We start from the raw sequence: 13,883 nt of genomic DNA, 5'->3' as shown, positions 1-13,883 counted from the left end.
CCGAAGCCCCCGCCAGGGGGGTGCGGTAGCTTTCTGTAACGGATGAACTCATGAGATGATTTCCCCGAAAGGATCCGTCTGCACCACAGACGGTATGGGGAGGAGGGATGGCATGAACGGAACTGTGTCACAGGACGGTGCGGTTCGCCGGCGCATCGCTGGATTCCTCTCGGCTCTGGCGGTGTTTCTTTCTCCTGCGATTCTTCCGGCGGGGGAGGGACCTGTCCCTTCCTCCTTCTACGTCGAGGAGGCCCTCTCGAACAACCCCTCCCTCTCCGCGATGCAGGAGCGGATCCGGATGAAGGAGAACGCCGCGATCCGCGCGGGGGCCCTGGACGACCCGAAGGGGTGGGTCGGGATCACCAACGTGCCGGTCAAATCGTGGTCCTTCCGGGAGGAGGACATGACGGGGAAGGAGATCGGCGTATCGCAAATGATCCCCTATTCGGGCAAACGGAAGCTTCGGACGGACGTCGTGGTGCGGGAGAAGGAACAGACGGAATTCGACCTGCAGGAGATGCGGAACATGCTGCGGGCCGAGATCCAGATGACCTACGCGGAGATCTCTTACGTTCGCAGGCAGGCGGAGGTGGTTCGCCGGACCCGGGAGATCCTTCGGGAGATCGTCGCGGTTTCCCAGGAGATGTACGCCGTGGGGAGGGTGCCCCAGGCCGACGTCCACCGGGGGCAGGTGGAGTTCGAGAAGATGCGGGAGATGCTCCTCGTCCTCGAGAACCGGGAGAAGGTCCTTTCCATACGGCTCAACACGCTCGCCGCCCTGCCGCCCGAATTGCCGGTCCCCGAGATCGAACATCTCCACGAGTTCACCGTCCCTTTCCGCATGGAAGAGCTATTGGCGATGTACAAGGAGGAACGTCCGGCGAGAAAGTCGCTCCAGGCGCGCGTCCTGCGGGGGGAAGCCTCCATTGCGATGGCGAACAAGGAGTATTACCCGGACTTCGAGATCTCCGCCTCCTACATGCAGCGGGACGCAACGCCGGACGGAACAAGGCGCCCGGACATGTTCTCCTCGATGGTGCTATGGACCCTTCCCATTTGGAGAAAAGAGAAGCTGGATCCTTTCGTCCGGGAGATGACGGCGGAACGGGAGATGGCCCGGCGCGAGCTGGCCAACCTGGACCTGGAGGCGGCCAACGCGATCGGGAAATCGCTGGCCACGATTGAAAACCGCTCCTCCGTGGCCGTGCTCTTCCGGACGACGATCATTCCTCACGCCGAAACGAACTTTGAGACGGCCCTGGCAGCCTATCGCGTCGGAAAGGTCGACTTTCCGACGCTGCTGGATACGATCAAGAACATCCTCTCCTTCCGGAAGGATTACCACGAGACGGTGGGAGACCTGAACGTGGAAAAGGCGAGGCTGGGAGCGGTTGTGGGGAAAGACCTGAACTGATATGGGAACGCTGGATTCGAAATCGAAGCGACACGGAGACGGAAGATGAGCGAAGAGAGGAAGGAAGGGGCCACCCCCGAAATCCAGGGGGTGGTTGCGCCCGAGGGGGAGGCTCCGGGACAGCCCCCGGAGGGAAACATCCCTCCGCCTGAATCGTCGAAGAAAAAGAAGTTGAGCATCATCGTCATCGCGGCTTCGGTGCTGATCCTTCTCGGAGCCGGGACGTTGGCCTTTTTCAAGGTGCCTGCCTTCCACAACCTGCTGCACCCCCATCCGGCGGACAATGCCGCGATGGTCGCCCAGGGGGCGGCGAAGTACACCTGCGGAATGCACCCCTTCATCATCCTTGGCAAGCCGGGGAAATGCCCCATCTGCGGCATGACGCTTACCAAGATCGAAGATTCCGGCCCGGCGGCCGCGACCAGGGGCGCCGCCGCCCGGGGCGGCGGCGCGGGGAAGGGCGAGCGGAAGATCCTTTTCTACCGCAACCCCATGAACCCGGGCGTCACCTCGCCAGTCACGGCCAAGGACTCGATGGGCATGGATTACGTCCCGGTCTACGAGGACGAAGTCGGAGGTGGAGGGAGCGCCGTGGCGGGGTACTCCACGATCAAGGTGGGTGTTGAGAGCCTCCGACTGGCCGGGGTCCAGACCGCCAACGCGGTGCGCGAGAAGATCAGCCGCTCGGTACGGGCGGTGGGAAACGTCGTTCCCGACGAAACGCGCGTCCGGCGCGTGCAGACCAAGATCGAGGGTTGGATCGAAAAGCTTCACGTTAATTTTACCGGACAGGCGGTGGCGAAGGGCGAGCCGCTCCTGGACCTCTACTCGCCCGAGCTGGTGGCCAGCCAGCGGGAGTACCTGCTCGCCATCGAGATGCACAACCGGATGAAGGAGAACCCCTATCCCGAGGAGAGGGAGATGGCGGCGGAGCTCGTCCGGTCGTCCCGGCGGCGGCTCGAGCTCTTCGACGTGCCGCAGGACTTCATCGCCGAGCTCGAGAGGACGAAGGAGCCCCGGCGTACGGTGACGCTCAACGCTCCGGTGTCGGGCTACGTCGCGGTGAAGGAAGTCTTCGAAGGGATGAGAGTCATGCCCGGCATGGAGCTCTTCACCGTGACCGACCTTTCCCGGATCTGGATCGAGGCGGACCTCTACGAGTATGAGGCGCGGTCCGTGCGCCTGGGGCAGGAAGCGACCTTCGCTCCTGCCTACGACTCCGGTCTTCGGTTGAAGGGCAGGGTCGCCTACGTCTATCCGACACTCTCGTCCGAGAGCCGAACGCTGAAGGTGCGCTTCGAGTTTCCGAATCCCGGGCTCCGCTTGAAGCCCCAGATGTACGCCGACGTTTTCCTGGAGCTGGACTCCGCGACCGGAGTGGTGATCCCCGATTCGGCCCTGATCGAGACGGGTCTCCGCCAGATCGTCTTCGTGGACCTCGGCGGTGGGAGCCTCGAGCCCCGGGAAGTGAAGGTGGGCGTCCGAGGCGAGGGGAAGGCGCAGATCCTGTCCGGCGTCAAGGAGGGCGAGCGGGTCGCGGTGCGGGCGAACTTCCTCCTCGACTCCGAATCGAAGCTCAAGGCCGCTCTCACCGGGATGACGGGGGGCGGAACGCCTCCGCCGTCGTCGCAGGACCAGCCCCCGTCCCAGGACCAGCCCCCGTCCCAGGGCAAGCCCTCGTCGCAGGGCAAGCCCTCGTCGCAGGGCCATGCCGGCCACGGAGGCGGGCAGTGATGCCGCACGGCGCCGGGATACCCGGCGAACACGGTAAGGAAACCTTCATCCAGCGGGTCATCGGGTTCTGCGCGGTCAACCGCTACCTGACCCTGCTGGCCGTGGTGGCGGCCTGCGTCCTGGCCGTGTACACGCTCAAGGAGATACGCCTCGACGCCCTCCCCGACCTCTCGGACACCCAGGTGATCGTGTATTCGAGGTGGGACCGGTCTCCCGACATCATCGAGGATCAGGTCACCTACCCGATCGTGACGGCGCTCCTGGGCGCTCCGAACGTCAAGGCGATCCGGGGGTTCTCGGACTTCGGCTTCTCCTACGTCTACGTGATCTTCCAGGACGGCACGGATATCTACTGGGCGCGCTCCCGGGTGCTCGAGTATCTGTCCAAGATCCAGGCCCGCCTTCCCAAAGGGGTTCAGACCGAGCTTGGACCCGACGCCACGGGGGTCGGGTGGGTCTTCCAGTACGCCCTGGTGGACCGGTCTGGCGCCCATTCCCTGGATCAGCTCCGCTCGTACCAGGACTGGACGCTGCGCTACGCCATCCAGTCCGTCCCCGGCGTGGCCGAGGTGGCCTCCATCGGAGGGTTCCAGAAACAGTACCAGGTGACGGTGGACCCGAACCGGCTGGCGGCCTACGGGATCCCGCTCGACATGGTCACCGAGGCCATCCGCATGTCCAACAACGAGGTCGGCGGACGGCTCATCGAGTTCGCCGGAGCGGAGTACATGGTCCGGGGGCGAGGCTATGCCAAAAGGCCGGAGGACTTCGAGAAGATCGTGGTGAAAAGCGGTCCCGGCGGCGTTCCCGTGCTCCTCAGGGATATCGCCAGGGTGTCCCTGGGGCCGGAGATCCGCCGGGGCATCTCGGACCTGGACGGCATCGGGGACCACGTGGGCGGCATCGTGGTGATGCGCCACGGGGAGAACGCCCTGAACGTGATCGACCGGGTCAAGGAGAAGCTCAAGGAGCTCGAGCCCTCCCTTCCCAAGGGAGTGGAGTTCGTCACGACCTACGATCGCTCGGACCTCATCCACCGGGCGATCGGTACCCTCAAGCACGAGCTCGTGTTGCAAATGATCATCGTGTCCCTGATGATCCTGGTTTTCTTGTGGCACGTTCCGTCGGCGCTCGTGGCGATCATCACGATCCCGGTGTCCGTGCTCCTCTCGTTCATCCCCTTTTACTACATGGGGCTCACGGTCAACATCATGAGCCTGTCCGGAATCGCGATCTCGATCGGCGTGCTCGTGGACGGGGCGATCATCGAGGTGGAGAACGCCTACAACAAGATCTACCAATGGCAGGCCGAAGGCCGGAAAGGGGACTTCCACCAGGTGCGCCTTACGGCATTGAAGGAGGTGGGCCCCTCCGTCTTCTTCTCCCTCCTGGTCATCGCCGTGGCCTTTCTCCCGGTCTTTGCGCTGGTGGACCAGGAAGGAAGGCTGTTCAAGCCCCTGGCCTACTCCAAGAACCTGGCCATGGCGCTGGCCGCGGTCCTGGCGGTCACCCTGAACCCGGCCATGCGCATGATGTTCGCGCGGATCGACCCCTTCACCTTCCGGCCGAAGTTCCTGGCCAAGCTTGCCACGCGCGCTTTCGTGGGCACGTACTATGCCGAGGAGAAGCACCCGATCTCCCTCGCGATCCTCAAGGTGTACGAGCCGGCCTGCCGGTTCGTGCTTCGCCGCCCGAAGACCGTCATCGCGGTCTCCGTGGCCCTGTTCGCCTTGAGCATCCCCATCTATTTGAAGCTCGGAAGCGAGTTCATGCCGCCCTTGAACGAGGGCACCATGCTCTACATGCCCACGACCCTCCCCGGGCTCTCCGTGGCCCAGGCCCAGGACCTCCTGGAGCGGCAGGACAGGCTCTTGAAGAGCTTTCCCGAAGTCGAGCGGGTCTTCGGCAAGGCGGGGCGCGCCGACACGTCCACCGACCCCGCGCCCTTCTCCATGATGGAGACCACGGTGGTCCTGAAACCGGAGAGCCAATGGAGCCCGAAGGAGCGCTGGTACTCCTCCTGGGCTCCCGGATGGCTAAAGCCCCTCTTCCGGCCCATCTGGCCCGACCACATCTCCTGGGACGAGCTCGTGGCCAGGATGGACTCCGTCGTGCGGTTTCCGGGGGTCACGAACGCGTGGACCATGCCCATCAAGGCCCGGATCGACATGCTCACGACCGGAGTGCGCACGCCCGTCGGGATCAAGATCTACGGGAGCGATCTCGGGGAGATCCAGCGGATCGGGGAGCACCTGGAACATGTCCTCAGGCCCATCCGGGGCACCCGGAGCGTCTTCGCCGAGCGGGTGACCGGCGGCTACTTTGTGGACTTCGAGCCCAAGCGCGATCAGCTGGCCCGGTACGGGCTCACGATAGAGCGGGTCCAGGACGTGATCATGACCGCCATCGGGGGCGAGAACATCACCACCACCGTCGAAGGCCGGGAGCGCTACCCCGTGAACCTGCGCTACCCCCGGGAGCTTAGGGAGGACATCGACCGTCTGGGGAGGGTCCTGGTCCCCGTGCCCACTCCGATGGGAGCCCAGGTCCCACTCGCCCAGCTCGCGGACATCAGACTGGTCCAGGGCCCCGCCATGATCCGGGACGAGAACGGGTTCCTGGCGGGATACGTGTACGTGGATATCGCCGACCGGGACGTGGGGGGCTACGTGGAGGAGGCCAAGGCGGCCGTGGCGGCGAAGGTCCCGATCAAGACCGGCTACGTGCTCCAGTGGAGCGGCCAATACGAGAACATGATGCGGGTGGGCGAACGGCTGAAATTCATCGTGCCGGTGACATTGGCGCTGATCTTCGTTCTGCTCTATATGAACACGCGAAGCGCGTTCAAGGCGTCGCTCGTCATGCTCGCCGTCCCCTTCTCCGCCATCGGCGCCATCTGGCTCTTCTACCTGCTCGACTACAACGTCTCCATCGCCGCCTGGGTGGGGATGATCGCCCTCCTGGGCCTGGACGCCGAGACCGCGGTCTTCATGCTCCTTTTCCTGGACCTTTCCCATGAAGATGCGAAGAGGAAGGGGCTCCTCCGGAACGTCGCGGAGCTGGAGGAGGCCATCATCCATGGGGCCGTCAAGCGCGTTCGCCCGAAGTTCATGGTCGTCGCCGCGGCGTTCATGGGGCTTTTGCCCATCATGTGGTCGACCTCGGCGGGAGCGGACGTCATGAAACGGATCGCCGCCCCCATGCTGGGAGGCCTGGTCACGTCGTTCCTCCTGGAGCTTCTTGTCTACCCGGCGATCTACAAGCTCTGGAAGGCGCGGGAGCTCAAGCCGGACGCACTGCCGACGAAGGGGTAGGATCGAGCCGGCACGGCGGGCGCCTAATCCCGGAATTTCCCGTGGCAGAGGGCGCAGGTTTCCAGGATCCGCCCGAAGGCGACTGCCGCCTTCGGCAGGTCGTCGGCCTGGATCGCCGCTTTCAGTTTCTCCGTTCTTTTCCCCAGCTCCATGTAGAGCCCATGGAACTCCTTCGTCCGTGACCGGTTCTTATGGGGCATGTCCCGTTCGTGCCCCTGGAGCGACGTCTCGAGTTTCTCCGCCCCTTCGAGGGCCATCTTTCCGGCACCATGGATGATGGCGTTGGACAGCATGTCCGCCGCCTCCTTGAAGTTGGACATCCGCTCGTGCTGGGCCTTCATCGTTTCCTCGGTTCCGGCATGGCCCCCCCCCTTGTGCTCCGAAGGTCCTTGGGGCTTCGCGGGGGCAGCGAACAGCAACATCACGGCAAGGGAAATCATCGAAATGATCCGGGATTTCATGGTCATGGAATCCGCTCCTCGGTCACGAATTTGGGAAGAACGACGTGGAATCAGCCTACATCCTGTTCCTCGACTGGGGAAGGGAAATTCACATCCGTCCGCCGCAATTCGGTTCCCCCCCATTGCCTCCGTTCGTGAAGGGACAGGGATGGGCTGCCGCCTCTCGGGTAAAGAATACTCTTTGTTCCACTAGAGAAAAATCTACTGAAGGCAATGGTCGCTTCGTTTCGGCACATGGGTAACGTATTCATTTTACGGTGTTTGTTTGGAAATATTTACGTGGCATGCCCTTTGCATTTTCCCTTGCCAACAAGTGGTTGTGAATGGATCAACCGGATTCCAATAAATGAGGAGGACACCACGATGAAAAGAAGGGTATTGATGGCAGTCGCGGGGTTCGGGTTGTCGGTTCTGATCGCAGGGGTGGGATCGGCCTTTGCGGGGGAGAACAACGTTGATCCATGGCAAAGCTGGGGGCCTGTGGAGACAGGGGCCCTTCCCCAGTCGGATTCCTCGAAACAGGCAGCGGGAACGGCTGCCCTGCCGGATTCCGGGATGAGCAGCGACCTTCCGGATTTCGATGCGGATCCACGGTGGGAGGCATCCGGAGGGTAGTAGAGGATCGGGGAATCGCGTTCGAGCGGATCGGTCCTTCGGTACTGACGCTGGTGGATTCGATCCGGGGCCGGCCGGGAGAGGGTGGTTCCGCCTCCCCGGGCCGGCCGATTCTTTCTCCCATGTGGATGCCCCTATCCAGTAGCATTTCCTGATAAATTGCTTTTTTCCGGCAATTCTGCTAACCTGCCGTAAATTTTCCGCCTTCCGGGCGGATACCTTGGGCGGTACAATCAGGTGTCGCGCAGCGCAGGGAAGACCTTCCCATTGTTTCCAGTTCTGGTGTCGTTCCTATTGATGATCGGCGTTGCGATCCCCGGCCGTGCCGGGTTCGCCAGGGAACCGCACCTCCCGGATATCAACGGAACAGATGGTCTGGCTTTCATTGCCGGCCTGCCGGACGGAGAGGTTCCTCTCGGCAAGACTCTCCTCCTGGTATCGTCTCTGGGACGGAAGGGACTCGACGGGGAGACCATCGACCCCGACGTGGTGGAAAAGGAGATCGACCGGCTTGCCGACCGCATCCGCCCCGCCCTGGCGGACCGGAAGGATCCGCGGGACGTCATCTCCGCCCTCAACCGGTTCCTCTTCGACAGAGAGGGGTTCACCTACGACTGCGTCGCGGGGAACACGGACAACTATCTCCTGGACCGGGTTATCGCGAGAAGGCGGGGAAACTGCCTCGGATTGACCGCTCTGTATCTCGCCCTCGCCGAACGGCTTTCGCTTCCCCTGTACGGGGTATACGTTCCATCCCACTGCTTCGTTCGGTACGAGGGAGCGGGGGTGCGATTCAACATCGAGACGGGGGATAAGGGTGCCGAATGGGAAAACGGGCGGTATCTGCGCGAATTCGGACTCGCGGAAGGCAGGCCCTATCTGAAGTCGCTCGGCAGGAAGGAGACGGTGGGTGTCTACCTGAAGAGCCTCGGGGCCGCCTTTTCCCGAAGGGGGATGGAGGCGGAAGCCATCGATCTCTACGGGATGGCGGCGGCGTTCCATCCGGGGCTTCCCGATGCGCGCTTCAACCTGGGGGTCTCCTACCAGAAGATCGGCAGGCTCGACGAAGCCGTCGAGGAATACCGGCAGGCCCTTGTCCTGGACCCCGGTCTCGCCGTGGCCCGCGGCAACCTCGGGGTGGCGCTCGCCAGGAAGGGACTTTTTATCGAGGCGTTGGCCGAGGCCCGGAAGGCGACGGACCTTGCCCCTCGGAGCACGGTCAGCCGGGGAAATCTCGCCGCCACCCTGTGCGCATGCGGCATGCTGGAAGAGGGGATCCGGGAATACCGGAAGATCCTCGAAATCGACCCCGGGAACGCCCGGTCCCTGTCGGCGCTGGCGGAACGCCACCGGGCCTCCTCCGAAGCCTCCCTTCCCTGAAAGATCCTCACCTCCACACGTTCCGATCCTTTCCTTGACCGGCCGGTGAAATCGGCGAGAATGGTACCATGTCCAGCCTGGTCGCCGAAACCTTGCGGAAGACCCCGCTCTTCGGGATCATGCCTCCCGGCGACCTCGCCCGGATCGGGCGGATCGTCTCCCTGCGCCGGGTCGCGAAGCGGGAGGCGGTCTTCCGGGAGGGGGACCCGGCGGAGGGCTTCTTCATCGTCGCCTCGGGGAGCGTGAAGCTCTTCAAGCTCTCGCAGGACGGGAAGGAGCAGGTCCTCCATATCCTCGAGGCGGGGCAATCCTTCGCCGAGGCGACCATTTTCGAGGGGGGGACCTTCCCGGCGAACGCCGAGGCGCTTTCCGGCTCCGAGCTCCTCTTCCTCCCGAAGCGTCCCTTCATCGCGCTGCTCGAGGGGAACCCGAAAATGGCGCTGCGGATGCTCGCATCCCTTTCGAAATGGCTCAAGCGGATGACCGACCTGGTGGAGAACCTCGCACTGCGCGACGTGGAGACCCGTCTCGTCCTCTACCTCTCCGAGGGGATGAAGGAGCAGGGGGTGCCGCTGGCGGACGGGGCCGAGTACGAGCTGCCGGTCGGCAAGAACGTCCTGGCTTCCCGCCTGGGCACCGTCCCAGAGACCTTTTCGCGGACGCTCCGCAAGCTCCAGGAGGAGGGGGCGATCGATGTCCGGGGCCGGAGGATCCGGATCCTGAAGGCGTCCCGGTTTTTCTCCCCGCTTCCCCGCTGAGCCGTTCCGCCGCCTTCAACCCTTCCGCTGCGGGATGTTCCGGAGCATTTCCCTGACGTCGTTCAGTCGGAACGGCTTCGGGAGGAAGTGGTCCACCGTTCCGCTTCTGCGGACCTCGTCCTTTTCCAGCGACCACCCGCTGATCAGGATGACCGTAGTCTCCGGGGCAATCTCCTTGACCCGTCGGGCCACCTCGAACCCGTTGATCGGGGTCATCCCGATGTCGGAGATCACGACCGGGTGCCGCTTGTCCCGGAAGGCGGCGAGCGCCTCCAGCCCGTTCGAATAGAGATCGACCCGCTGGCCGAGATGCTGCAGGATGTTCGCCATCGCCTCCAGGACCAGTTCGTCGTCGTCCACGAGGAGGATCTTCCGGCTGTGGAGGGTCTCCCCGTCCGGGGGAAGCGGCGGCCTGGGGGCTTCCGGCCTCCCCTCCCGCAGGAAGGGGATCGTCAGCTCGAACCGGGTCCCCCGGGCTCCGTCTTTCCGGGGAAGGCAGGATGTCGTTCCCCCGTGCGCGGCGGCGACCCGCTTGACGATCGCCAACCCCAGCCCGGTGCCGTGGGGGGCCTTCGTGGTGAAGAAGGGCTCGAAGATCTTCTCCCGAAGCCCCTCCTCGACACCCGGTCCGGTGTCCTCCACGAAAAAGGTGACGGAATCCCCGGTCCGGAGGGCGCCCACGTCGACCGCACCTCCGGAGGGCATCGCGTCCAGCGCGTTGGCGAGCAGGTTGATCAGCGCGGTCCGGAGATCGCCGGGGACCCCGGTCATTTCGAGCGGCTCCGATTGCTTGCGGACGGCATATCGGATTCCCCGCCGGGCCGATTCGCTCTTCCACTTCCCCTCGAGGATGGAGACCGCCTCCGAAACGAGGGAGTCGGCCCGGATAAGGGCCTGTTCCGGTTCTTCCTCGGGATGCCGCCCCAGCAGGAACACCTTCCGGATGAGGGTTTCGGCGTCGAGCGCTGCCTTTTCGATGGAGGCGAGCGATTCCCGGATCTTTTTCACGGGAACCGGGCTCTCGGCGAGCATCCGCTCCACGCTCTCCCGGTTGGCGACGATCGCCGCGAGGTAGTTGTTGAAATCGTGCGCCACTCCGAAGGCCATCTCGCTCATCGCCCGGGTCCGCACATGCTCCTCGAGCATCGCCTGGGCCCTCCGGAGGGTCCGGAACGAGTGTTCGAGGATCCTCCCCATCTCGTCCAGTTCGGTGATTCCCGTCCCCCGCAGGGAGATCTCTTCGTCCGACAGCGTAGCCTTCCGGACCTGCTCCATGATCCGGACCCCGGGGATGATCGCGAACTTCACGCTGAACCGCACGACGACGAGCATGATCCCGGTGAGCACGAGAAAGGTGGCTGCATATCCGAGGATCCGGGTTTTCCGGGCGGTCCCGAATTCCTTCCCGGAGTACCGGACCTCCAGGGTGCCGATCCTCCTTCCGCTGTTCGGGGAACGGATCTCCCGCGCGACGAAGAACCCCTCTCCCGGGCCCGATCCCATCGTGTGGGTGCCGCCGATCCCCGCGCCGGCGCCATGGTCCGAACCGGAGGCCGGCAGGATGTCCGGGCACCGGTCGCAGCTGGCCACCACCGCGCCGGTCAGGTCGAGGACGCGGGAGGAAAGGATCTGGGAGTCGGACTCTGTGACCGCGTTCAGGATCTTTTCCGTTTCCGTCCACCGGTTGCTGGTGAAGGACTCCTCGCTCAGCTTGACCAGGAGGGCCGCGATCCGGTCGGCGTCTTCCATTCTGTCCCTCTGGTAGCTGCGCGAATCGAGGATCATCGCCCCGGCGACCCAGGCGAGGCAGATGAGGAATCCCGAGGCGGCGATCCACGCGAAGATGTAGGTGGAGAGGGAGACCGGCTTAGAGAAAAAGGGCTTCATGCAGCTCCCGGAACTCCTTCGTCTTCCGGTCCATCCCGCCACCGTAGCACGGCTGCCCAAGGCGTTCAACGGAATCCGGCCCGACGTGATAAGATGGCACCGATTCCACCGGAAGGGGAGGGGGGAGCGCTGGGGATGGGACACTTCTCGGTCAGCGTCATGGGGAAGGACCGGCCCGGGATCGTCGCCGAGGTCAGCCGGATCCTCTTCGAGCTCGGCTGCAACATCGAGGACTCCACCTGCACGATCCTCTCGGGGCAGTTCGCGATGATCCTCGTGGTCTTCCACCAGAAGATGACGAAGGTCTCCGAGATAAGCCCCGCCTTCGAGGAGGTGCGCGGCAGGATGGGGCTGATGGTCACCATCCACTCCCTGAAGGAAGAAGAGGTGGTTCACGAAAAGAGCTTCGCCGGACAACCCCACATCATTTCGGTGTACGGAGCCGACCGCCCGGGGATCGTCTACTCGGTGGCGCGGGAGCTCGCGGCCCGGAAGATCAACATCACCGACCTCAACACCCAGGTCGTCGGGTCGAAGGAGCGGCCGGTCTACGTCATGGTCATTGAGGCCGACATCCCGGAATCGGTCGACATGAAGGAGCTGGAGGTGGTGTTCGAGAAGATCAAGAAGGAGATCGGCGTCTCGATCTCGATTCGCCCGATCGAGACCGTGGAGCTCTGATCCCCGCACGCCATGGCCGTTCTTCCGATCCTGCAGTTCCCCGACCCCCTGCTGAAGGAGAAGTGCGCACCGGTCGACCGGGTGACGCCGGAGCTGTCCTCCCGGGTCGACGATCTTCTCGACACGATGCGCGCCTCCCCGGGATGCGTCGGCATCGCCGCCTCGCAGGTGGGGATTCTCCAGCGGATCCTCGTGGTCGACGTGTCGGGGCATAAACGGGGGAGCCGGGAGGAAAATCACGGCCTGCTCGTGCTCGTCAATCCCGAGATCCTGGCCCGCGGCGGAAGGCAGATGGTGCGGGAGGGGTGCATGAGCATCCCCGACTACACGGCGAATGTCCAGCGGGCGCAGTGGGTGCTGGTGGACGCCCTGGACCGCACCGGGAAGCAGGTGATCCTCGAGGCGGTCGGGTTCGAGGCGGTGGCGATCCAGCACGAGGCGGACCACCTGGACGGCCTTCTCTTCCTGGACCGGGTCTCCTCCGTCAAGACCGACCTGTTCCGCCGCAAGCGCTCCCGCTGAACCGGGATCGAGGAGTCAGCGGGCCTTCGCCTGGATGGAGGGGACCGGGGGTTCCTTCCGGGCCTTCCGTGCGGCCCTTTTCAGCGAGTCCGAAGCTTTTTTGACGAGGTCGAGCGGGCCCGCCAGGGATACCCCCTCCGGGCCCTCCAATAGCGAGGAGAGGGCTTCCCGTTTTCTCCCGGTTGGATCCGCCACCGCCGGATCTCCCTGCGCCTGCATCCCCCGCATGACGGATTGACCGGCCTCTCCGCCGCGCCCGGCCGCCTGCAGAGCCTCCCCCGCCGTCTCCCCGGAGATCCGGAGGAAGGGGGTCGCCCGCATCCTGCCGCCGCCATGCTCCACCTCGACCCAGCCGGAGTTCCCCTTGCCGTCCGAGTAGATCCCGATGGTTTCCCCTCCCTCTTCCGCCGGAGCGGGGCAGGCGAACGCGCAGGCAAGCGCCGTGGAAAACAGCAGGAAGGAAATCGTCCGGATCTTCATGGCGACCCTCCTCGGCGTCGCGGCCCCGGCTCTTCATCGGGGGTCGTCCGCGACAGGGATGTCGACCCGCAATAAGTGGCCTTCATATCCCGTGCCGTCCTGGAGCGCCGGATATCCGCTTGAATTTCGGTGAAATGTGTTGAGTCGGGGCGCGCATGAAATTACGGTATCGTAACCAGCTTGCTCCGCGCCGACCGGTTCGTCACCCGTTTCCGGACCGGCTCACACCTGCGGGGGGGCCGTTTTTGCGGTATCCTGTGGGATATTCCCCGGAGGGGACCGGTGGACGGATCCGCGGAGAGGTACCATGCCCGTTGAAGAGCGGAAGACCAAGTTCTGTGTGAACTGCGGCGGCCAGATCGACGCCCGGGCGGAGATCTGCGTCCTGTGCGGCGTCCGGCAGCCGTACAAGGGGGGCTCGGGGAAGATCAGCCGCCGCGTGGCAGCCGCGATCTTCGCGATCCTCCTGGGAAGCTTCGGCGTGCACCGGTTCTACCTCGGGCAGACCGGATGGGGGATCCTCTACGTCGTCTTCTGCTGGACGCTGATCCCGGCGGTCGCCGGGCTGATCGAGGGGATCGTCTATCTCACGATGAGCGACGAGGACTTCGCGGCGAAGTACGGGGCGTAGGGGGCG

At 64.3% G+C, this 13,883-nt stretch carries 11 protein-coding genes; 8 read left to right on the top strand and 3 right to left on the bottom strand.

Annotated features, from left to right (window positions below):
- Positions 1-112 precede the first annotated feature (112 nt).
- From A2X88_01290 to A2X88_01280, 3 genes are read left to right on the top strand one after another with little or no spacing between them, the layout of a single operon-like run.
- Entirely contained in the window at positions 113-1,414 is a 1,302-nt protein-coding gene (locus A2X88_01290; GenBank protein ID OGP33992.1) for a hypothetical protein, read from the top strand.
- 45 nt (positions 1,415-1,459) lie between these two features.
- A complete protein-coding gene (locus A2X88_01285; protein OGP33991.1) occupies positions 1,460-3,148 on the top strand; it encodes a hypothetical protein in 1,689 nt (562 codons plus the stop codon).
- Positions 3,148-6,462 carry a cation transporter gene (locus A2X88_01280; protein ID OGP33990.1) on the top strand — a complete coding sequence of 1,105 codons (3,315 nt, stop codon included), beginning with the start codon at positions 3,148-3,150 and terminating at the stop codon, positions 6,460-6,462. The genes A2X88_01285 and A2X88_01280 overlap by 1 nt, the downstream gene beginning before the upstream one ends.
- Before the next feature lie 23 nt (positions 6,463-6,485).
- Here the strand turns inward: A2X88_01280 and A2X88_01275 are convergent, their stop codons facing one another.
- Positions 6,486-6,929, bottom strand: coding sequence for a hypothetical protein (locus A2X88_01275; GenBank protein OGP33989.1), 444 nt, complete (start codon positions 6,927-6,929; stop codon positions 6,486-6,488).
- 891 nt (positions 6,930-7,820) lie between these two features.
- Here A2X88_01275 and A2X88_01270 point away from each other — a divergent pair.
- Together A2X88_01270 and A2X88_01265 are read left to right on the top strand one after the other, a co-directional pair.
- Positions 7,821-8,918 (top strand): hypothetical protein, encoded by a 1,098-nt coding sequence (locus A2X88_01270; protein ID OGP33988.1) that lies wholly within the window; start codon positions 7,821-7,823, stop codon positions 8,916-8,918.
- 68 nt (positions 8,919-8,986) lie between these two features.
- Entirely contained in the window at positions 8,987-9,676 is a 690-nt protein-coding gene (locus A2X88_01265; GenBank protein ID OGP33987.1) for a hypothetical protein, read from the top strand.
- A gap of 15 nt (positions 9,677-9,691) precedes the next feature.
- Here the strand turns inward: A2X88_01265 and A2X88_01260 are convergent, their stop codons facing one another.
- Entirely contained in the window at positions 9,692-11,563 is a 1,872-nt protein-coding gene (locus tag A2X88_01260; protein OGP33986.1) for a hypothetical protein, read from the bottom strand.
- Positions 11,564-11,698: 135 nt separating this feature from the next.
- Between A2X88_01260 and A2X88_01255 the strand changes: the two genes are divergently transcribed.
- Both A2X88_01255 and A2X88_01250 read left to right on the top strand, forming a co-directional pair.
- Positions 11,699-12,244 carry an amino acid-binding protein gene (locus tag A2X88_01255; protein OGP34005.1) on the top strand — a complete coding sequence of 182 codons (546 nt, stop codon included), beginning with the start codon at positions 11,699-11,701 and terminating at the stop codon, positions 12,242-12,244.
- A 12-nt stretch (positions 12,245-12,256) separates the two neighbouring features.
- Positions 12,257-12,766 carry a peptide deformylase gene (locus A2X88_01250; protein ID OGP33985.1) on the top strand — a complete coding sequence of 170 codons (510 nt, stop codon included), beginning with the start codon at positions 12,257-12,259 and terminating at the stop codon, positions 12,764-12,766.
- 15 nt (positions 12,767-12,781) lie between these two features.
- Here the strand turns inward: A2X88_01250 and A2X88_01245 are convergent, their stop codons facing one another.
- On the bottom strand, positions 12,782-13,246 hold the full coding sequence (locus A2X88_01245; GenBank protein OGP33984.1) for a hypothetical protein: 465 nt from the start codon (positions 13,244-13,246) through the stop codon (positions 12,782-12,784).
- A 307-nt stretch (positions 13,247-13,553) separates the two neighbouring features.
- On the opposite strand from A2X88_01245, the gene A2X88_01240 reads away from it, so the two are divergent.
- Positions 13,554-13,877, top strand: a complete 324-nt coding sequence (locus A2X88_01240) for a hypothetical protein (protein OGP33983.1) — start codon at positions 13,554-13,556, stop codon at positions 13,875-13,877.
- Positions 13,878-13,883 lie beyond the last annotated feature (6 nt).

The sequence above is a fragment of the Deltaproteobacteria bacterium GWC2_65_14 genome, from assembly GCA_001797615.1.
GTDB lineage: Bacteria > Desulfobacterota > Deferrimicrobia > Deferrimicrobiales > Deferrimicrobiaceae > GWC2-65-14.
This window is presented reverse-complemented; position numbering and strand designations above follow the sequence as displayed.

Coding starts and splice junctions, on each gene's coding strand:
- A2X88_01290 (OGP33992.1), top strand. CDS start 113: ATGAACGGAACTGTGTCACAGGACGGTGCGGTTCGCCGGCGCATCGCT.
- A2X88_01285 (OGP33991.1), top strand. CDS start 1,460: ATGAGCGAAGAGAGGAAGGAAGGGGCCACCCCCGAAATCCAGGGGGTG.
- A2X88_01280 (OGP33990.1), top strand. CDS start 3,148: ATGCCGCACGGCGCCGGGATACCCGGCGAACACGGTAAGGAAACCTTC.
- A2X88_01275 (OGP33989.1), bottom strand. CDS start 6,929: ATGACCATGAAATCCCGGATCATTTCGATGATTTCCCTTGCCGTGATG.
- A2X88_01265 (OGP33987.1), top strand. CDS start 8,987: ATGTCCAGCCTGGTCGCCGAAACCTTGCGGAAGACCCCGCTCTTCGGG.
- A2X88_01260 (OGP33986.1), bottom strand. CDS start 11,563: ATGAAGCCCTTTTTCTCTAAGCCGGTCTCCCTCTCCACCTACATCTTC.
- A2X88_01255 (OGP34005.1), top strand. CDS start 11,699: ATGGGACACTTCTCGGTCAGCGTCATGGGGAAGGACCGGCCCGGGATC.
- A2X88_01250 (OGP33985.1), top strand. CDS start 12,257: ATGGCCGTTCTTCCGATCCTGCAGTTCCCCGACCCCCTGCTGAAGGAG.
- A2X88_01245 (OGP33984.1), bottom strand. CDS start 13,246: ATGAAGATCCGGACGATTTCCTTCCTGCTGTTTTCCACGGCGCTTGCC.
- A2X88_01240 (OGP33983.1), top strand. CDS start 13,554: ATGCCCGTTGAAGAGCGGAAGACCAAGTTCTGTGTGAACTGCGGCGGC.